Consider the following 16,970-nt stretch of genomic DNA (forward strand, 5'->3'; position numbering starts at 1 on the left):
TCACCAGGCCGCGAGGTGCGCGTGCAGCCGTGCCTTCGTGTTGGCGTCGGCAAAACTCGCGGCAATTGACGTGCCGGCCAGTGCGCGCAGGGTGTCGTCGCCCCAGCCGAAGTGTTTGGCGCACAGCGCGTATTCGTTCGGCAGTGTGGTGCCAAGCAGGCTGGGGTCGTCGGTGTTGAGCGAGAGCCGCACCCCGGCCGCGCGCAGGCGCTCCACCGGGTGGGCGTCCAGCGAGGGATAGACCTTGAGCACCAGGTTGGAGCTGGGGCACACGCCCAGCGGGATGCCGGTGTCCACCAGCAGGCCAACGACGGCCGGGTCGTCGATGGCGCGCACGCCGTGGTCGATGCGGTCGGCCTGCAAGAGTTCGACGGCATCGCGCACGCCCTCGGCGCCGCTGGATTCGCCCGCGTGCACGGTGCGCTTGAGGCCCGCTTCACCGGCGCGGCGGAAGGCGTCGGCGAAACGCGGGCCGGTGCGGCCGGCCGTGGCCTCGTTGCCGTCCACCGACAAGGCCACCACACGCGGGTGGCGCCAGCCCGCCAGCAGCCCAACCAGTTCGGTGGCTTCGTCCGCAGTCTGGGTGCGCAGCAGGCTCACACACAGGCCCACGCGGGGCAGGCCCATTTGCTCGGCCTCTCGAAAGCCTGCGTCCAGCGCATCGATGAAGGCACGCAGGCGCCCGTGCCAGGCGCTCCAGTGTGTGGGGTTGACGATGAGGTCGGCGTAGCCGGTGCCGTCGGCGGCCAGGCGTTCGCAGAACGCCCGTGCCAGCGTGGCCACGCGTTCTGGCGTGTTGGCCAGACCACAAGCCCAGTCCAGGAAGTACAGGAAGTCGGCCAGCCCTTCGAACTGCAGCAGCCGCTCGCGCGGGCGCGGCATGGGCACCGTGGCCTCGCGCGCCCAGTGCGCAAGGGTGGCGGGCTCGAAGGTGCCTTCCAGGTGGACGTGGACCTCCGCTTTAGGCAGGGCCGTCAGGCGTTGCAGTGTGGGGATCGTTTCCATCGCGCCATCATCGGTGCCGGAGAAGGGCAGGACATACGCGCACCCGTATGAAACCCATGGTGCTCACCTGTCCAGCATGCCAACGCTTCTGCCATCTGGCTTGACTTAATTACATTTGTGCAAATATAATTACAGCGCTCAGGTGGCGCCATGCCACCGCTTTTCTTGGTCGCGCGCCACGCGTGGCTTGTCCGATACCCGTCTTTGCCCCCGTCGCCGCACAGCCCGGCACGCAGGGTGGGCGCCGCAGTTCGCAGGCGCATCAGACCCCATTCATCAGGAGGACCCATGAAACTTTCCACCCGTCTGACCACCACCGCAGCCTGTGTGTTGGCGCTGAGCGCCTGCAGCAAATCCGAGTCGCCGCCGGTGGCCACCACCGCTGCGGCCACGAGCGAACCAACATGTGGCCGCGTGAAGGTGGCCAACATGAACTGGCAGTCGGCCGAGGTGCTGGCCAACGTCGATCAGATCATCTTGAGCGCCGGCTACGGTTGTGAGGTGGAGCTGGTGCCGGGCGACACCATGCCCACGTTGACCTCGATGATGGAAAAGGGCCAGCCGGACGTGGCGCCCGAGGCGTGGATCAACGCAGTGCGCCAGCCGCTGGATGCGGCGGTGCAAGAGGGCCGCCTGCACTACGCCGCGCGCTCGCTGCCCGATGGCGGCGTGGAGGGCTGGTGGATTCCCAAATACGTGGCCGACCAGCACCCCGACATCAAGACCATCGACGATGTGCTCAAGCGCCCCGAGCTGTTCCCCGCCCCCGAGGCCAAGGGCAAAGGTGCCGTGCACAACTGCCCGTCGGGCTGGAACTGCCAGATCACCACCGAAAACGCCTTCAAGGCCTGGGGCGCCAAGGACAAGAACTTTGTGTTGGTGGACACGGGTTCTGCCGCCGGTCTGGATGGCTCGATTGCCAAGGCCTACGAGCGCAAGCAGGGCTGGCTGGGTTACTACTGGGCGCCCACCGCGATTCTGGGTCGGTACGAGATGGTCAAGCTCGACGCCGGGGTGCCACACGACAAGGCCGCGTTCGAGGTCTGCAACTCGCGCGCCGACTGCGCGGCACCGGTGCGCACCGACTGGGCCAGCGCCGAGGTTTTCACCGTGGTGACCGATGAGTTCCGCAAGCGCGCCGGCCCGGCCTACGATTACCTGAGCCAGCGCGGCTGGTCCAACAACACGGTCAACGGCTTGTTGGCCTGGATGACGGAGAAGCAGGCCAACGGCGCCGACGCCGCGCGCCACTTCCTCAAAACCCAGCCAACGGTGTGGGAGCCCTGGGTCAGCGCCGAGGTGGCGGCCAAGGTGCGAGGGGCCGTGGGCGAGTGAGCCATGAACGTGTTGCTTGAATTTCCCGCCATCGATGAGGACAAGCTGCGCGCGCTGCGGCTGTTCATCGACAGCGAGTTCCGTGCCTTCACCCGCACCCATGGCGAGGCGATGGAGGCCTTGTTCAACCCCCTGCGCGACTTCCTGCTGGCCAGCGAGCGGCTGCTGACCACATCGCCCTGGCCCCTGGTGGTGGGCGGCATTGGGCTGCTGGCCTGGCTGGCCAGCCGCTCGTGGAAGATTGCGGTCGCCTCCATGCTCGCGCTGCTGGGTGTGGGTGCCCTGGGCATGTGGGACGACACCATGAAGACCATCTCCATGATCTTCGTGTGCACGGTGGTGGCGCTGGTGCTCGGTTTGCCGATTGGCGTGCTGATGAGCCGCTCGGACCGCGTGCGCCGGATCATTGGCCCGGCGCTGGATGTGATGCAGACCATGCCCAGTTTTGTGTACCTCATCCCGGTGGTCATGCTGCTGGGCATTGGGCGCGTGCCGGGCCTGATTGCGGTGGTGATTTACGCCGTGCCGCCCATCATCCGCTTCACCGATCTGGGCATCCGCATGGTGCGCGACGACCTGCTGGAAGCCGCCGACGCGTTCGGTTCCTCGGCCTGGCAGAAGCTGCGCCAGGTGCAGCTGCCCATGGCCTTGCCCACCATCATGGGCGGTGTCAACCAGACCATCATGTTGGCGCTGTCCATGGTGGTGGTGGCTTCGATGATCGGTGTGCAGGGCCTGGGGCAACCGGTGCTGCGTGCCATCACCAACCAGTACTTTGCCATGGGCCTGCTCAACGGCCTGGCCATCGTGGTGATCGCCATTGTGTTCGACCGCGTCTCGCAAGCCTACGGCCTGCGTCTGCAAAAAAACCGGGAGGGAAGCCATGTCTGAAGCCGCCACCTTGTCGATGGGCGCGATGGCGCCCGCCGGCAGCGAGACCACCGCCCACAGCAGCAGCGCCGTGGGTGTGTCCATCAAGGGCCTGTACAAGGTGTTTGGCCCCCACCCCCAATCGTGCCTGCCGCTGGTGATGGAAGGCATGGGCAAAACGCAGTTGCTGGAGCAGACCGGCCACGTGCTGGGCCTGCGCCACATCGATCTGGACATGCCGGCCGGGCAGATCCAGGTCATCATGGGGTTGTCGGGTTCGGGCAAAAGCACGCTGATTCGCCACATCAACCGCCTGATCGACCCCACCGCTGGCTTGGTTCAAGTGGGTGCGGACGACGTGACCGCCATGGACGAGAAGCGCCTGCGCGCCTTTCGCCGCGAGCGCACCGCCATGGTGTTCCAGAAGTTCGCGCTGTTCCCGCATTTCACAGTGCAGGAGAACACCGAATACGGTCTGCAGATCAAGGGCGTGGCCCGCAAGGCGCGGCGCGAACAGGCCATGCGCTGGATCGAGCGCGTGGGCCTGAGCGGCTACGAGTCGCACTATCCGAGCCAGCTTTCGGGTGGCATGCAGCAGCGTGTGGGCCTGGCGCGTGCGCTGACCAACGACGCGCCCGTGTTGTTGATGGACGAGGCCTTTTCGGCGCTAGACCCGCTGATCCGCGCCGACATGCAAAGTGTGTTGCTCGACCTGCAGCAGGAGATTGGCAAGACGATCGTGTTCATCACCCACGACCTGGACGAAGCCTTGCGCCTGGGCGACCGCATCGCCATCCTGCGCGACGGCGAGGTGGTGCAGCAGGGCACGGGCCAGCAGATCGTGCTGCAACCGGCGGACGACTACATCGCCAGTTTTGTGCGCGACGTCAACCGCGGCCGCGTGATCCGCTGCCGCACCTTGATGCGTGCCGGCGCGCCGGTGCAAGGCCCGAGTGTGGACAGCGGCCTGGTGATCGAAGAAGCCGCGCGACTGCTCAGTGCCGAGGGCAGGGAACTGGCCAACGTGGTCAATGCCAAAGGCCGGGTGTTGGGCACCATCGCCATGGCCGACATCATTGCCGCCATGGTGCCACCGCGCAGCGTCGCTGCCTGAGGCGCGACAGGCTTACAAGTCGGCCAGCGGCGTGCGCGCGGCCGGCGTTTCCTGGTCCACCGGCAGTTGTGCCAGCAGCGCTTCCAGGCCTTGTTCCAGGTGCGACAAGGCGTCGTCGGACAAGCTGCCCAGGGCACGCGGCAAGACCCCTTCTCGCGGGCCACTCACCTTGGTGAGCACCGCCTGCCCGGCGGGCAACACCTGCAGGCGCACGCTGCGCCGGTCTTCTTCGCCTTTTTCAGAGCTGATCAGACCGCGCTGCACCAGCTGTTTGATGAGGTTGCTGGCGGTGGACTGGTGCACGTCCATGGCCTGCGCCAACTCGGACACACGCATGCCCGGTTGACCCTGGATGTAACCCAGCGCCGCCACCATGGCGCCGCCCACACCGGCCTGTTTTTCGATCTGGTGGAAGTGCTGTCGCACCGCGCCAAACACCACGCGGAATTGGCGCAGCACGCGGGTGCGCTGGGCGGCGGGCGCCTCGGACGGGATGGTGGAGGGGGGGGGAACCGGTTTTCGCACGGGACAAAGCTGTGGGGGCAGGGGCATCATCATGCCAGCCCCGCGTCTGCAAAAACAGGCACTGCCTTAGAATGTGGGCCCCCAGACCATTGTGCCGGTGGTCTGGGTTTTTCTTTGTCTCGGCGCCATGTAGAGGACTACCATGTACAAAAACCTCGCAGCCACACTCGTGGCCGCTTGTTGTTTCTCCCCCGTTTTCGCCCAATCCCCCGCACCTGCACAAGCGCCGCTGAAGGCCGCATTTGTGTATGTCGCGCCGCTCACCGATGCCGGCTGGGTGCGCCAGCACGACGAGGCGCGCATGGCCGTGCAAGCCGCGCTGGGCAACCAGGTCACGACCACCTATGTGGAAAACGTGGCCGAAGGACCGGACGCCGAACGTGTGATCCGCGACCTGGCGCAGCAGGGCCACCAGATCATCTTCACCCCCAGCTTTGGCTACATGGAGCCCACACTCAAGGTGGCGGCCGAGTTCCCCAACGTGAAGTTCGAGTCGGTCACCGGCTACAAGACGGCGGCCAACGTGGCGGTGTCCAACGCGCGTTACTACGAAGGCCGTTACCTGGCCGGAGTGGCAGCGGGGCGGTTGGCGTCCAAGGCCGGCTACGTGGCGGGTTTCCCCATCCCAGAGGTGCTGCAAGGCATCAACGCGTTCACACTGGGCATGCGCTCGGTCAACCCCAAGGCGGAGTTGCGGGTGGTGTTTTTGGGCGAATGGTTCAACCCGCCGCGCGAGCGCGACGCGGCCATGACGCTGATGAACCAGGGTGCGGAGGTGCTGGCCTTTCACACCGGCAGCACGGCGGTGATGGTGGCCGCGCAGGAGCGCGGCAAGCTGGCCGTGGCCTACCACTCCGACATGCGCAAAGTGGCGCCCGACGCGCAAGTGGCCGCCGTCACCCACCTTTGGGGCGACTACTACACGCGCCGCGTGAAGGCGGTGCTGGACGGCACCTGGAAAAGCGAGCGTGTGTGGGGCGGGGTGAAGGACGGCATGATCCGGGTCGATCACTTCGGCCCCAAGGTGCCTGCCGCTGTGCGCGAAGAGGTGTTGGCGCGTCAGAAGGACATCGCCGCCGGCAAGCTGCACCCGTTTGCGGCCCGTGCCGACGTGAAGGACAACGAGGGCCGCGTGGTGATCGCCAAAGGGCAGACCCTGACGGACGAGGCCATCCTCAACATGAACTGGCTGGCCGAAGGTGTGTTGAGCAAGTTGCCCAAATGAGCGTTTAGCACCACCTGGCGCCACCTAGCGCGATCCCCGCTTGTGCTGCATGTAGGCCTGCGGGGTGAGGCCCACCTGGCGCTGAAACATGCTGATGAAAGCCGACGGCGCGCTGTAGCCCAGGTCCATGGCCACGCGTTTGACCGCGTGGCCCGCCTCCAGCAGGGCGATGCCCTTGAGCACCTTGAGGCGTTGGCGCCACTCGTTGAAGGGCATGTTGAGGTCGCGCTGGCAGCGGCGTGCTAGGGTGCGCTCGGTGGTGTGCACGCTGCTGGCCCAGTCTGCCAGTGAGCGTGTGTCCCAAGGCTGGGCCTGCAGCGCGTGCAGCACCTGCGCCAGCAGCGGGTCTTGCGACATCGGCAGGTAGCTGTCGTGCGGCGGCGCCTCGGTCAGCTGGTCCAGCAGCACCCACAACAGGCGCTGCGCCTTGGCCGTGTGCAGCCACGCCGTGGTGCCTTCGCGCAAGCTGTCCAGCAGGGCCAACATCAGTGGGTTCACCGCCAAGGTGCAGGCTTGGGCAGGCAGTTCGGCGCACCACGGCGGTGGCACGTACAGCGTGGCGTAGCTGGCCTCGTGGCGGTTGCTGGAGACGTGTTCCAGCCCCGGTGGAATCCATACCCCGTATTGCGGCGGTGCCAGCAGCACGCGCCCGGCCATACCCACTTCGATCACGCCCGAGATGGCGTGCACAAACTGCCCGGTGTCGTGGGTGGCGGGCGCATCCTCATGGCCGGCACGCACGTGGACGACCTTGAATTCAAGTGCTGGGGCGGGGGCGGGGGCGGGCGGGGTCATGTTGTCGCTATCGCTTCACGGGTTGTCTGAACCAGCGTATTTGAATACAGGCAGACAAATTAGACTGCGTCATCCGATCCAACCGGCCGCCAACCGGTCGTTTTGACCCTGAGGAGACACGCAGCATGAACATTTCCCCAGCCAATGCCTTCGTCGATGCCGTGGTATCGCCCGAACTCGCCCACGCTTTTGAGCGCGACGGCGTGGTGTGCCTGCGTGGCGTGCTCAAACCGCACGAGGTGCAGCGCTTGCGCGAAGGGCTCGATGCCAACCTGACTGCGCCCAGCCCACGCGCCAAGGTGGCCAGCCGGCCGGACGACCCTGGGCTGTTCATCGAAGACTTCTGCAACTGGCAGGAGAACGCCGCCTACCGCGAGGTCATCACCACCTCCGCCCTGGCCGCCGTGGCGGCACGGCTCACCGGCAGCGCCACGGTCCGGCTCTACCACGACCACATGCTCACCAAGGAAGCGGGCACGGTGCAGCGCACCCCCTGGCACCAGGACCAGCCTTACTACAACGTCGAAGGCAGCCAGAACGTGAGCTTCTGGATACCGGTCGATCCGGTGTCGCGGCCAGCGACCCTGGAGTTTGTGGCGGGTTCGCACAAGGGGCCTTGGCTCATGCCGCGTTCCTTCATGACCCACGAGGCCAAGTGGTTCCCCGAGGGCAGCCTGGCCGACTTGCCCGACATCGAGGCCAACCGCAGCGCCCATGACATCGTCGGCTGGGCGGTGGAGCCGGGCGATGCCATCGCCTTCAACATGCTGACGCTGCACGCCTCGGCCGGCGTGGAGCCGGGCCGGCGCCGGCGCGTGTTCTCGGTGCGCATGCTGGGCGATGACATGCGGCATGCGCCCCGGCCCTGGAAGACCTCGCCGGCCTTTCCGGGCCTGGAGGCCGAATTGCCTGCCGGCGCGCCCATGGACCACCCGCTGTTCCCCCTGCTGTGGCCCCCAGCCCTATAGCCACTATGCCGCGTGGCGCATGTCGGCGCGGCGGTCTTGCGCTACGCTCGCCGTCATGAAAGCCTACCGTGCCGCGCTGCTGCGCTTTTCCGACGACGACCACACCCCCTTGTACGACGCCGATGGTCTGCTGGTGGTCGGCCCCGACGCCCAGGGCCAACAGGTGGTGCGCGCCGCAGGGGACTTCAACGCTTTGAAGGACCGCTTCCCCGGCGTCGCCATCGAGCACCTGCCGGGCCGCTTGATCGCGCCCGGCTTCGTGGACCTGCACATCCACTACCCCCAGACCGACGTCATCGGCTCGCCCGCCGAGGGCCTGCTGCCTTGGCTTGAGAACTACACCTTCCCGCACGAATCTCGCTTTCACGACCCGGCCTATGCGGCCGATGTGGCGCGTTTCTTCCTCGACGAACTGGCGCGCAACGGTGTCACCACGCCACTGAGCTTCGCCACGTCGCACCCCCAGTCGGTCGATGCGCTCATGGCCGAGGCACAAGCACGTGGCCTGCGCCTGATTGCTGGCAAGGTGCTGCAAGACCGCCACTCGCCCGACGGCGTGCGCGACCAGACCGAACAAAGCCTGCTCGACACCGAGGCCCTGATCCGCAAGTGGCACGGCGTGGACCGTCTGGGCTACGCCATCACACCGCGTTTTGCCCCCAGTTGCTCTGATGCGCAGATGCGCGGCGCGGGCGAGCTGGCCGCAGCCCACCCCAGCGTGTGGGTGCAGTCGCACGTGGCCGAGAACCTGGACGAAGTGAAGTGGGTGCGCGAGCTGTACCCGCAGGCGCGTTCCTACCTTGACGTGTACCGCGAATTTGGCTTGCTGCGCGAACGCGCGGTCTACGCCCACTGCATCCACTTCGACGACAACGACCGCGCGCTGATGCGCGACACCGGCGCGGTGGCGGCTGTCAGCCCCACCAGCAACCTGTTCCTGGGCAGCGGCTTTTTCGATTTTGTCGCGGCCGACCGCTCCGGCATGGGTTACGGCCTGGCCAGCGACGTGGGCGGTGGCACCAGCTTCAGCCCCTTCCACACCATGCTGGCGGCCTACCACGTGGGCCGCGCGGGCGTCACCGGTGGCGGCGCCTTCAAGCAGGGCATCAGCCTCAAACCCTCGCAGCTGTGGTGGCAGCACACGGCCGGCGCCGCGCGCGCCCTCGGTTTGGGCGGTGTGGTGGGCAACCTCACGCCCGGACACGAGGCCGACTTCGTGGTCATCCGCCCCGACGCCACGCCGCTGCTGGCGCGCAAGACGGCGCAGGCCAACTCGCTGGAGGAATTGCTGTTCGCATTGATCGTGCTGGGCGACGACCGGCTGATCGAGCGCACGGTGATCGCTGGGCGCTGAAACTTTATCCTGCCTCCCGACATGAAGCTGTACGCCTTGTTTGTGGCCATGGCCGCCGTGACCGTTTTGAGCCCCGGCCCTGGCGTGGTGATGACGCTGAGCAATGCTTTGCGGTTTGGCTTCAGGCCGGCGCTGGGTGGCATTATGGGCATTGCCACCGGCGCCTCGGTGGTGGCGGCAGTGTCTGCCACCAGCGCCGGTGCGCTGCTGGCCTCCTCTGCGCTGGCCTTCACTGTGCTCAAGCTGGTCGGTGCTGCCTACCTGATTTACCTGGGCATCAAGCTCTGGCGTTCACCGCCCTTTGTGTTCACCACCTCGTCGTCGCCCGCTGGGTCTTTTGGGCGGCGGTTTGCCGAGGGGCTGTCTTTGCAGTTCACCAACCCCAAGGCCATCTTCTTTTTTCTCTCTGTGTTTCCGCAATTCATCGATCCGGCGCAGCCCTACGCGCCGCAGTTCGTGTCGCTGGTAATGACCTACAGCGCCCTGGTGGTGCTGATTCATTCGGGGTACGCGCTGTTCGCACGTGGCGCCCAGCGGTGGTTGCGAACGGAACGCGGTGGGCGCCAGGTGAACCGGCTCGCAGGGACCACGTTTGTGGCTTTTGGCCTGGGCCTGGCCATGGCCAAACGCGCGGCCTGAGGTCTGTGCGCGGGGCGCCGGCAGGCAGGCGCTGTGCCTACAATCGTGGCCACCGCACACCGCAACACGCAAAGACACCCCATGAGCATCAAGAGCGACAAGTGGATACGCCGCATGGCCGAGCAGCACGGCATGATCGAGCCGTTCGAGCCGGGCCAGGTGCGGCAGGTGAACGGCCAGAAGGTCATCAGCTACGGCACCAGCAGCTACGGCTACGACATCCGCTGCGCGCCCGAATTCAAGGTGTTCACCAACATCCACAGCACCGTGGTGGACCCGAAGAATTTTGACGAAAACAGCTTTGTGGACATCAACAAGGATGTCTGTGTGATCCCGCCCAACAGCTTTGCGTTGGCGCGCACCATGGAGTACTTCCGCATTCCGCGCAACGTGTTGACCATCTGCCTGGGCAAAAGCACCTACGCGCGCTGCGGCATCATCGTCAACGTCACCCCGTTCGAGCCCGAGTGGGAGGGGTATGTGACGCTGGAGTTCAGCAACACCACGCCGCTGCCAGCCAAAATTTACGCGGGTGAGGGCTGTGCCCAGGTGCTGTTTTTCGAGAGCGACGCCGACGATGTGTGTGAGGTCAGCTACAAGGACCGGGGTGGCAAGTACCAGGGCCAGCACGGCGTCACGCTGCCCAGGGCCTGAGCCATGTCCAGCTTGAAACTCAGCGGCTTCGGTTTGCCGGTGACGGGGGAGCCCGAGGTGTCCCACCCCCAGACCGACCGCCTCATCAGTGGCAACCCCCGCCGCGACACCTGGAGCGGGGTCGAGACCGATCTGGCGGGCGCGAGCCGTTTCTACTCGGGCGTGTGGCGCAGCGAGGTCGGCCACTGGCGCATTGCCATGGGGTCGACCGAGCAAGAGGTGTTCACCGTGGTCGAAGGGCGTTGCCGGGTGCATGGCGACGATGGCCAGGTGCAGGAGGCCGGGCCAGGCCAGGCCATCCACATCCCGCCGGGCTTTACCGGCTCGTTCGAGGTGCTGGAAACCTTGAGCAAGATTTACGTCATCTGCGAGTAGGCGCGTCGTCCGGGCGCTTTTCCCTGCACAGGCCACCGTGACCGCTGCATGAGCCCCCACCTGTTGATCTGGTTGCCGCTGGCCTGGTTGCTGCCAGCGCTGCTGGGCCACGCGCTGGGGTGGTCGGGCCTGTGGGGTGGCGCGGCCTTGCCCGACCTGCTGTGGCCGTTGCCCGTGGCGGGTGGTGCCTTGCATGTGCCCTCGTTTGTGTTTTGCGCGGTGCTGGTCAAACTCATCCCCGGCGCCAGCGACCGCGTCGCTGCGCGCTTGCAGGCCTTGCTGCTGGGCCTGGCGCTGGCGGGGCTGCTGTGGCTGCTGCGCCTGGACGGCATGTGGGTGTCGTGGCGCTCCGGCGGCAATTGGCCGGGCTGGCAGTGGGCCAGCAACCCGATGGGCTTGTTCTTGTTGTGTGATGCGACGCTGGCTTTGTTGGTCACGGCGCGCTGGCCGAGCCTGTCGTTGCTGCGCGACCCTGTGGCCGCCGTGCTTCTTGCCTTGCCGCTGGTGGCGCCCATTGCCATGACCGCCCGGTCTGGCCTGGTGACCGAGCCGTTTTTGATGGGGCACAGCCGGCCTGGCGATGTCAGAGGCGACGAGGTGTTGATGATCTACACCCGCCTCGACATGCAGGCGCCTGACTTTCAGGCCCGCGCATTGGCCTGGGCCGATCGTTACCACCCCAGCAGGGACTTGAACGCGGACGACACGGCGGTGCTGTTCGCTGACAGCCATGAAGCGGCCCAACGCATGGAGACAGCCCGCGCAAGTCAGACCCTGTGTCTGTATGAAGACGGCACCCCGCCGCTGTGGTTGCCTGGCGGCCAAGCGCAAGCTTGTTTTGATCGGCACCTCAGCTTTCAAGAGCGCCTGATGGCGGCGCGCGCCGCCCAACCTGCGGGCAGGCCGGAGGAGGTGACCGCCTACCACGCACGCCGGGTGGCGTGTGAACCCACGTCAACGGCGCAGGCCGGGCAAAACGTGCCTGGGCAGGAGGTGTCTGCGCTGCGCATGTGCGCAGGGCTTGCCGAAGGCCGAGAGCGCCTCTTGCGCCAATACCCAGGGTTGCTTGAACCGGCCCAGTGACGCGCCAGCGCGCGTCAAACCGGTGCCCGGGCTTGGGTGGTGCGGCCAGGCGCCAGCACGGCGGCAATGGCCACCACCACACACACCACGGCCAGCGCGTCTTGCCAGCCCGGCACCTCGCTGGTGATGAAGGTGGCCGACAGCGTGCCAATCACCGGGATGGCCATGATGCTCATGGCGCTGGTGGACGCGGGCAGGTGACGTGCCAGGCCGAACCAGATGATCTGCGCCACACCGTAGTTGATGAACACGCCAAAGGCCAGGGCGGCCCACATCACCGGACTGAACTGCCAACTGGGCCAAGGTTCCAGCAGCGCAGCCATCACCCACAGCGCAGCGGCTGAGGTCCCCATCATCCACACCGTGAGCGCCTCCACCGGCAGCGTCAGTTGGGCGCGGCGCATCATCAGCGTGCCCAAGGCCCAGCAGATGGCGGCCAGTTCCATCCACACAATGCCCATGGGCCGGCCCGAAAGCGAGGCCAGCTCGTCGGCCAGCAGCAGGGCGATGGCCGCGCTCACGGCGACCACGGCCAGCAGCACGCGCCGCGTCAGGGCCTGGCCAAAAAAGGCCGCGCCCAGCAACACCGTCCAGATGGGCATGGTGAAACCCAGCACCGCCGCGCGGCCCGAGGCCAGTTCGCGCACACCCAGAATGGACAGGGTGTGCCAGCCCAGGATGTTGGGCAGGCCCAGCCACACCACGCTGCGCCACTCGCCGCCACCGGTCGACCAGCGTGGCCACATGCGCACACCACGCGCGCGGAAGAAGAAAAACAGCCACAGCGCGCCGCCCGTCATGGTGAGCGCGCGGAAGTACAGCGGTGACAGCTCCCGCAGCGAGAGCTTCATCATCGGCCAGTTGACACCCCACATCAGGGTGAGGGCCACCAGCACCCAGAGTTGCTTGCGGGTGAGCACTTAAACGGCTACCGGTGCCTTGATGGCCGGGTGGCACTGGTAGTCCAGCACCTCAAAGTCTTCGTACTGGTAGTCGAAGATCGAATCCGGCCGGCGCTTGATGTGCAGCGTGGGGTAGGGGTAGGGCGCCCGGCTCAACTGCAACTCAACCTGTTCGGTGTGGTTGCTGTAGATGTGGCAGTCGCCGCCGGTCCAGATGAAGTCGCCCACGGCCAGATCGCACTGCTGCGCCAGCATGTGGGTCAGCAGCGCGTAGCTGGCGATGTTGAAGGGCACGCCCAGGAAAATGTCGGCGCTGCGCTGGTACAGCTGACACGAGAGCTTGCCGTCGGCCACGTAGAACTGGAAGAAGGCGTGGCAGGGCATCAACGCCATCTTGCTCAGCTCGGCCACATTCCAGGCGCTCACGATGATGCGGCGCGAATCGGGGTTGGTCTTGAGCGTCTTCACCACCTCGGCAATCTGGTCGATGTGCCCGCCATCGGGCGTGGGCCAGCTGCGCCACTGCACGCCGTACACCGGGCCGAGGTCGCCGGTTTCGGGGTCGGCCCATTCATCCCAGATGCTGACACCGCGCTCCTTGAGCCAGTGGTTGTTGCTGGAGCCGGTGAGGAACCACAACAACTCTTGAATGATGGACTTGAGGTGGACCTTTTTGGTCGTCACCAGCGGAAAACCTTCGTTCAGGTCAAAACGCATCTGGTGGCCGAACACGCTGCGTGTGCCTGTGCCGGTGCGGTCGGCCTTGAACACACCGTGTGTGTGCACATGGCGCATGAAGTCTTCGTATTGGGAGCGGATGGGGCGGGGGTGGGTCATGTCAATAAGCGCCAAAAAGGGCGTCCAGCGCATCTTGCACCAGGCTTTGTTCGCTGCGCAGGCTGGCCACGGGTTGGCGCAGCCAGCCGCGCGGAAACGTGGCCATGGTGGGGGTGTCGAGCACGACGTCGCGCTCTTGAACGCGGAACAGCGGGTGAATGCGGTCCAACCGGGCACCGTGCTCCCGGGCATCGCGCAACGGGATCACGATGCGCGTTTCAACTGCGTCGATGTGGTCGTTTTGCACATCCAGCACGTAAGGGGTGTGCCGGTGTTCGGTTTTGTCGGGGTTGGCGTAGACGTCGTAGCGCGCCATGGGCTCAGGCCGCCTTCTGGCTGGAAGGGGCTTCGTCAGCTTCACGCCCGTCGCCCAGGCCGCGGGCAAAGCTGCGGTATTGCGAGCCCCAGATGCCATCGCGGCGGATGCGCTCGTTGTACGCCGCCACCGCCTCCTTGTTGTCCTCGTTCCAGCGCTCCCAGTAGCGGCGCTCCACCTCCTTGGCCAGCAGCGCGTCCACCGTTTGTGAGATGTTCATGCCCATGGACTTGGCCATCTCCAGCACCTTGGCATTGAGCGTGAGGTTGGTGGCCTTTTTGGGGCCGTTCTCGAAGTGGATCATGGCGGGCTCCAGCGGATGGAATGCGCAGATTTTATGCGCATGGCGGCTGTGTGGCGCGTCTGTTGCGGGGCCAGCCAGTTGGGCCATTCGACACGGCTTGTTGTGCCTCAGCCCCTCACGATGCGCGCAAAACGTGGCAACACCGAGGCCGCCACGCCGGTGGGGCGCACCGCGCCTTCGGGCACATCACCGTTGAGGGTTGCCAGGTAGGCGTGGGTGGCGGCTTCGCCGAACTCGGGGTGGAACTGCACGCCCCAGGCACGCGAGCCAAAACGAAACGCATGGTGGGGTTCAAAATCGTTGCTGGCCAGCAGGGTGGCGCCGTCGGGCAGGCGGCGCACGCTCTGGCGGTGGGCGGCCTGGGCGTCGAACTGGGTGGGCAGTCCAGCGAACAGCGGGTCGCTCTGCGCGGCGGCACTCAGCGTCACTGGCACCGTGCCCAGTTCGATGCCCTGGGGGTGGTAGCCCACCTCGCCGCCCAGGGCATGGGCCAACAGTTGGTGGCCGTAGCAGATGCCCAGCACGGGTACCTCGGCGGCCACAGCGTCGCGCAGCCAGGCGGCGGCGGCTTCGCTCCAGGGTTCGCGGTCGCTGACCATGCTGTGCGAACCGGTGACGACCACGCCGGCAATGTCGGCCTGGGCCGGCAAGGCCTGGCCTTCGCGCGGATCGATCACGGTCACAGGCAGGGCCGGGTCTTGCAGGCCGGCCTGAATCCAGTGTTCGAAGTCCTGCAGTTCTGCGGCGATGTGGGGGTGGGTGCTGCCCACCTTTAGGATGAGCAGCGGCTTGGTGAGGGAGGCGGTCATGTTCAGATGACCCGGCCGGGGTTCATGAGGCCTTGGGGGTCGAGTGCGGATTTGATGGCGCGCATCAGGCTGAGCGCCACCGGGTTTTTGTAGTGCGGCAGCTTGGTCGCCTTGAGGGAGCCCACGCCATGTTCGGCGCTGATGGAGCCGCCAAAGCGGGCCACGGCGTCGAACACCAGGGTGTTGATACGTTCTTCTTCGTCACGCAAAAAGGCCTTGCCGTCCACGCCTTCAGGCGCCTGCACGTTGTAGTGCAGGTTGCCATCGCCCAGGTGACCAAAGTTGACCAGGCGCATGCCAGGGATGGCGCGCTGCAGCTCGGCGTCGGTCGCCTCGCAAAAAGCGGGAATGCTTGACACCGGCACGCTGATGTCGTGCTTGATGTTCAGGCCTTCCTCGGCCTGGGCCAGCGGGATGCTCTCGCGAATGTTCCACAGGCCTTTGGCCTGGGTCAGGTTTTCGGCCACCACGGCGTCGGTCACGGTGCCTCGTTCGAACGCGGTCTCCAGCAACGACTCGAACAAGCCTCGCGCGTGGGCTTCGCTTTCGAAGTCGCTGTTTTCCAGCAGCACGCAGTAAGGCGTGTCCTGCCACAGCGGCACGCGCAGTTGGGGGAAGTGTTTGTCCACCAGGCCCAGGGCAAACTGACCCATGACCTCGAAGCCGGTGAGGCCGGCGGCCAGGCGTTGCTGGGCCAGGCCCAGCAATTCCACCGCCGCTTGCATGGAGGGCACGGCGGCCCAGGCGGTGAGTTTTGCGGCCGGCTGTGGGTAGAGCTTGAGTGTGGCGGCGGTGATGATGCCCAGCGTGCCTTCGCTGCCCACAAACAGGTCGCGCAGGTCGTAGCCGGTGTTGTCCTTGCGCAGGCCACTCAAGCCGTCCCACACCTCGCCCTGGGCGGTCACCACCTCCAGGCCCAGGCAGAGGTCGCGCGTGTTGCCGTAACGCAGCACCTGGGTGCCGCCGGCGTTGGTGGCCAGGTTGCCGCCGATGGTGCAGCTGCCCTCGGCGGCCAGGCTCAGCGGGAACAGGAAGCCCGCTTGCGCCGCAGCGGTCTGCAGGTTTTGCAGCACGCAGCCGGCGTCCACCGTCATGGTGAGGTTGGCGCCATCGATGGCTCGCACGCGGTTCAGGCGGGTCAGGCTCAGCAGCACCTGGGTGCCGCTGTTGTCGGGCACGCCGCCCACCACCAGGCCGGTGTTGCCGCCCTGGGGCACGATGCTCGCACCGGCCGCCGCGCAGGCCTTCACCACCGCCGCCACCTCAGCGGTGTTGCCTGGGCGCACCACGGCCAGCGCGCGGCCATGGGCGCGTTTTCGCCAGTCCTGCTCCCACGCGCTCAGGTCGGTGGCCGGGTCGTCGTGCGTCAACACGTGGGCGGCGCCCACGGTGCTGCGGAGATGGGCGATCAGTGTGCTCATGCGGCGGTGTCGGTTTTCAAGGCTTTGGCGTCGCGCAGGCGCAGGCGGATGTGCAGGGTGCAGGCCACAAACAACGCCACACACAACACCACTTGCAGGGTCGCCAGCCCGGCGCTGAGGCCACTTTCGCTGGTGGCGCGCACCACGCCTTCGGTGAAATACAGCCACACCATCAGACTGAGCCAGCGGTAGGTGTACATGCGGTTTTTCAGCAGGCCGGGCAGGGCGGGCAGCAGCGGCACAATTTTGATGACCCACCACGAGCCGCCCGGGCGCAGCGGCGCCAGCCACAGCTCCCAGGCCAGGCCCAGCACGATCAGGCCCAGCAGGCTGGCCACGGCGGCAGCGCGGCTTTGGGCAATGTGGGGGGCGGGGTGTGCGGGCGCGTTGGGCGCAGCTTGAGAGGCGTGGGCAACAGAGGGCTCGGTCATCGTGGTGG

20 protein-coding genes are annotated in these 16,970 nt (G+C 66.4%); 10 read left to right on the forward strand and 10 right to left on the reverse strand.

The genetic code is table 11. From position 1 onward, the window contains the following. Complete coding sequence (gene add / locus ACFQU0_RS04035; protein WP_382198835.1) at positions 1-1,005, reverse strand: adenosine deaminase; 1,005 nt, start codon at positions 1,003-1,005, stop codon at positions 1-3. Positions 1,006-1,293: 288 nt separating this feature from the next. Between add and ACFQU0_RS04040 the strand changes: the two genes are divergently transcribed. From ACFQU0_RS04040 to ACFQU0_RS04050, 3 genes are read left to right on the forward strand one after another with little or no spacing between them, the layout of a single operon-like run. Next, positions 1,294-2,340: an ABC transporter substrate-binding protein gene (locus ACFQU0_RS04040; protein WP_382198836.1), complete on the forward strand. Its 1,047-nt coding sequence runs from the start codon at positions 1,294-1,296 to the stop codon at positions 2,338-2,340. A gap of 3 nt (positions 2,341-2,343) precedes the next feature. Further along, a complete protein-coding gene (locus ACFQU0_RS04045; RefSeq protein ID WP_382198837.1) occupies positions 2,344-3,231 on the forward strand; it encodes an ABC transporter permease in 888 nt (295 codons plus the stop codon). Beyond that, on the forward strand, positions 3,224-4,324 hold the full coding sequence (locus tag ACFQU0_RS04050) for a quaternary amine ABC transporter ATP-binding protein (RefSeq protein WP_382198838.1): 1,101 nt from the start codon (positions 3,224-3,226) through the stop codon (positions 4,322-4,324). The genes ACFQU0_RS04045 and ACFQU0_RS04050 overlap by 8 nt, the downstream gene beginning before the upstream one ends. A 12-nt stretch (positions 4,325-4,336) precedes the next feature. Here ACFQU0_RS04050 and ACFQU0_RS04055 read toward each other — a convergent pair whose 3' ends face one another. Further along, on the reverse strand, positions 4,337-4,849 hold the full coding sequence (locus tag ACFQU0_RS04055; protein WP_382198839.1) for a MarR family winged helix-turn-helix transcriptional regulator: 513 nt from the start codon (positions 4,847-4,849) through the stop codon (positions 4,337-4,339). 142 nt (positions 4,850-4,991) lie between these two features. On the opposite strand from ACFQU0_RS04055, the gene ACFQU0_RS04060 reads away from it, so the two are divergent. Then, positions 4,992-6,074, forward strand: a complete 1,083-nt coding sequence (locus ACFQU0_RS04060; RefSeq protein WP_382198840.1) for a BMP family ABC transporter substrate-binding protein — start codon at positions 4,992-4,994, stop codon at positions 6,072-6,074. Between the two features lie 24 nt (positions 6,075-6,098). On the opposite strand, the gene ACFQU0_RS04065 is transcribed toward ACFQU0_RS04060, so the two are convergent. Further along, on the reverse strand, positions 6,099-6,869 hold the full coding sequence (locus ACFQU0_RS04065; RefSeq protein ID WP_382198841.1) for an AraC family transcriptional regulator: 771 nt from the start codon (positions 6,867-6,869) through the stop codon (positions 6,099-6,101). 125 nt (positions 6,870-6,994) lie between these two features. Here ACFQU0_RS04065 and ACFQU0_RS04070 point away from each other — a divergent pair, with 125 nt between their 5' ends. The 6 genes from ACFQU0_RS04070 (at position 6,995) to ACFQU0_RS04095 (ending at position 11,942) form a co-directional block, all read left to right on the forward strand. Further along, positions 6,995-7,837, forward strand: a complete 843-nt coding sequence (locus tag ACFQU0_RS04070) for a phytanoyl-CoA dioxygenase family protein (RefSeq protein WP_382198842.1) — start codon at positions 6,995-6,997, stop codon at positions 7,835-7,837. Positions 7,838-7,892: 55 nt separating this feature from the next. Next, positions 7,893-9,191: a guanine deaminase gene (guaD, locus tag ACFQU0_RS04075; protein ID WP_382198843.1), complete on the forward strand. Its 1,299-nt coding sequence runs from the start codon at positions 7,893-7,895 to the stop codon at positions 9,189-9,191. Positions 9,192-9,212: 21 nt separating this feature from the next. After that, the gene (locus tag ACFQU0_RS04080; RefSeq protein WP_382198844.1) at positions 9,213-9,830 is read left to right on the forward strand and encodes a LysE family translocator; all 618 of its coding nucleotides are present in this window, start codon (positions 9,213-9,215) and stop codon (positions 9,828-9,830) included. A gap of 81 nt (positions 9,831-9,911) precedes the next feature. Then, entirely contained in the window at positions 9,912-10,484 is a 573-nt protein-coding gene (gene dcd, locus ACFQU0_RS04085; protein ID WP_382198845.1) for a dCTP deaminase, read from the forward strand. 3 nt (positions 10,485-10,487) lie between these two features. Then, on the forward strand, positions 10,488-10,859 hold the full coding sequence (locus ACFQU0_RS04090; RefSeq protein ID WP_382198846.1) for a cupin domain-containing protein: 372 nt from the start codon (positions 10,488-10,490) through the stop codon (positions 10,857-10,859). Positions 10,860-10,907: 48 nt separating this feature from the next. After that, positions 10,908-11,942, forward strand: a complete 1,035-nt coding sequence (locus ACFQU0_RS04095) for a hypothetical protein (protein ID WP_382198847.1) — start codon at positions 10,908-10,910, stop codon at positions 11,940-11,942. Positions 11,943-11,956: 14 nt separating this feature from the next. On the opposite strand, the gene ACFQU0_RS04100 is transcribed toward ACFQU0_RS04095, so the two are convergent. The 7 genes from ACFQU0_RS04100 to ACFQU0_RS04130 all read right to left on the reverse strand — a co-directional run bounded on the left by ACFQU0_RS04100 (position 11,957) and on the right by ACFQU0_RS04130 (position 16,962). Next, positions 11,957-12,862 carry a DMT family transporter gene (locus ACFQU0_RS04100; RefSeq protein WP_382198848.1) on the reverse strand — a complete coding sequence of 302 codons (906 nt, stop codon included), beginning with the start codon at positions 12,860-12,862 and terminating at the stop codon, positions 11,957-11,959. Next, positions 12,863-13,681 carry a thymidylate synthase gene (locus ACFQU0_RS04105; RefSeq protein WP_382198849.1) on the reverse strand — a complete coding sequence of 273 codons (819 nt, stop codon included), beginning with the start codon at positions 13,679-13,681 and terminating at the stop codon, positions 12,863-12,865. A 1-nt stretch (position 13,682) separates the two neighbouring features. Next, the gene (locus ACFQU0_RS04110; RefSeq protein ID WP_382198850.1) at positions 13,683-13,997 is read right to left on the reverse strand and encodes a CcdB family protein; all 315 of its coding nucleotides are present in this window, start codon (positions 13,995-13,997) and stop codon (positions 13,683-13,685) included. Between the two features lie 4 nt (positions 13,998-14,001). After that, positions 14,002-14,301 carry a type II toxin-antitoxin system CcdA family antitoxin gene (locus tag ACFQU0_RS04115; RefSeq protein ID WP_382198851.1) on the reverse strand — a complete coding sequence of 100 codons (300 nt, stop codon included), beginning with the start codon at positions 14,299-14,301 and terminating at the stop codon, positions 14,002-14,004. 107 nt (positions 14,302-14,408) lie between these two features. Continuing rightward, positions 14,409-15,110, reverse strand: a complete 702-nt coding sequence (locus tag ACFQU0_RS04120; RefSeq protein WP_382198852.1) for a glutamine amidotransferase — start codon at positions 15,108-15,110, stop codon at positions 14,409-14,411. A 2-nt stretch (positions 15,111-15,112) separates the two neighbouring features. Beyond that, positions 15,113-16,531 carry an FAD-binding oxidoreductase gene (locus ACFQU0_RS04125; RefSeq protein WP_382198853.1) on the reverse strand — a complete coding sequence of 473 codons (1,419 nt, stop codon included), beginning with the start codon at positions 16,529-16,531 and terminating at the stop codon, positions 15,113-15,115. Next, complete coding sequence (locus tag ACFQU0_RS04130) at positions 16,528-16,962, reverse strand: DUF2069 domain-containing protein (protein WP_382198854.1); 435 nt, start codon at positions 16,960-16,962, stop codon at positions 16,528-16,530. Before ACFQU0_RS04130 ends, ACFQU0_RS04125 begins: the two co-directional genes overlap by 4 nt. Between the last annotated feature and the right edge of the window lie 8 nt (positions 16,963-16,970).

This window comes from Hydrogenophaga defluvii, assembly GCF_042665235.1.
Taxonomy (GTDB): Bacteria; Pseudomonadota; Gammaproteobacteria; order Burkholderiales; family Burkholderiaceae_C; genus Hydrogenophaga; species Hydrogenophaga defluvii_A.

Bases quoted from the DNA above. Each gene is read 5' to 3' on its own strand.
- ACFQU0_RS04050 (WP_382198838.1), top strand. From the start codon at position 3,224: ATGTCTGAAGCCGCCACCTTGTCGATGGGCGCGATGGCGCCCGCCGGC.
- ACFQU0_RS04115 (WP_382198851.1), bottom strand. From the start codon at position 14,301: ATGATCCACTTCGAGAACGGCCCCAAAAAGGCCACCAACCTCACGCTC.
- ACFQU0_RS04125 (WP_382198853.1), bottom strand. From the start codon at position 16,531: ATGAGCACACTGATCGCCCATCTCCGCAGCACCGTGGGCGCCGCCCAC.
- ACFQU0_RS04130 (WP_382198854.1), bottom strand. From the start codon at position 16,962: ATGACCGAGCCCTCTGTTGCCCACGCCTCTCAAGCTGCGCCCAACGCG.
- ACFQU0_RS04110 (WP_382198850.1), bottom strand. From the start codon at position 13,997: ATGGCGCGCTACGACGTCTACGCCAACCCCGACAAAACCGAACACCGG.
- ACFQU0_RS04045 (WP_382198837.1), top strand. From the start codon at position 2,344: ATGAACGTGTTGCTTGAATTTCCCGCCATCGATGAGGACAAGCTGCGC.
- dcd (WP_382198845.1), top strand. From the start codon at position 9,912: ATGAGCATCAAGAGCGACAAGTGGATACGCCGCATGGCCGAGCAGCAC.
- ACFQU0_RS04105 (WP_382198849.1), bottom strand. From the start codon at position 13,681: ATGACCCACCCCCGCCCCATCCGCTCCCAATACGAAGACTTCATGCGC.
- ACFQU0_RS04120 (WP_382198852.1), bottom strand. From the start codon at position 15,110: ATGACCGCCTCCCTCACCAAGCCGCTGCTCATCCTAAAGGTGGGCAGC.
- ACFQU0_RS04095 (WP_382198847.1), top strand. From the start codon at position 10,908: ATGAGCCCCCACCTGTTGATCTGGTTGCCGCTGGCCTGGTTGCTGCCA.
- guaD (WP_382198843.1), top strand. From the start codon at position 7,893: ATGAAAGCCTACCGTGCCGCGCTGCTGCGCTTTTCCGACGACGACCAC.
- add (WP_382198835.1), bottom strand. From the start codon at position 1,005: ATGGAAACGATCCCCACACTGCAACGCCTGACGGCCCTGCCTAAAGCG.
- ACFQU0_RS04090 (WP_382198846.1), top strand. From the start codon at position 10,488: ATGTCCAGCTTGAAACTCAGCGGCTTCGGTTTGCCGGTGACGGGGGAG.
- ACFQU0_RS04060 (WP_382198840.1), top strand. From the start codon at position 4,992: ATGTACAAAAACCTCGCAGCCACACTCGTGGCCGCTTGTTGTTTCTCC.
- ACFQU0_RS04065 (WP_382198841.1), bottom strand. From the start codon at position 6,869: ATGACCCCGCCCGCCCCCGCCCCCGCCCCAGCACTTGAATTCAAGGTC.
- ACFQU0_RS04070 (WP_382198842.1), top strand. From the start codon at position 6,995: ATGAACATTTCCCCAGCCAATGCCTTCGTCGATGCCGTGGTATCGCCC.
- ACFQU0_RS04040 (WP_382198836.1), top strand. From the start codon at position 1,294: ATGAAACTTTCCACCCGTCTGACCACCACCGCAGCCTGTGTGTTGGCG.
- ACFQU0_RS04080 (WP_382198844.1), top strand. From the start codon at position 9,213: ATGAAGCTGTACGCCTTGTTTGTGGCCATGGCCGCCGTGACCGTTTTG.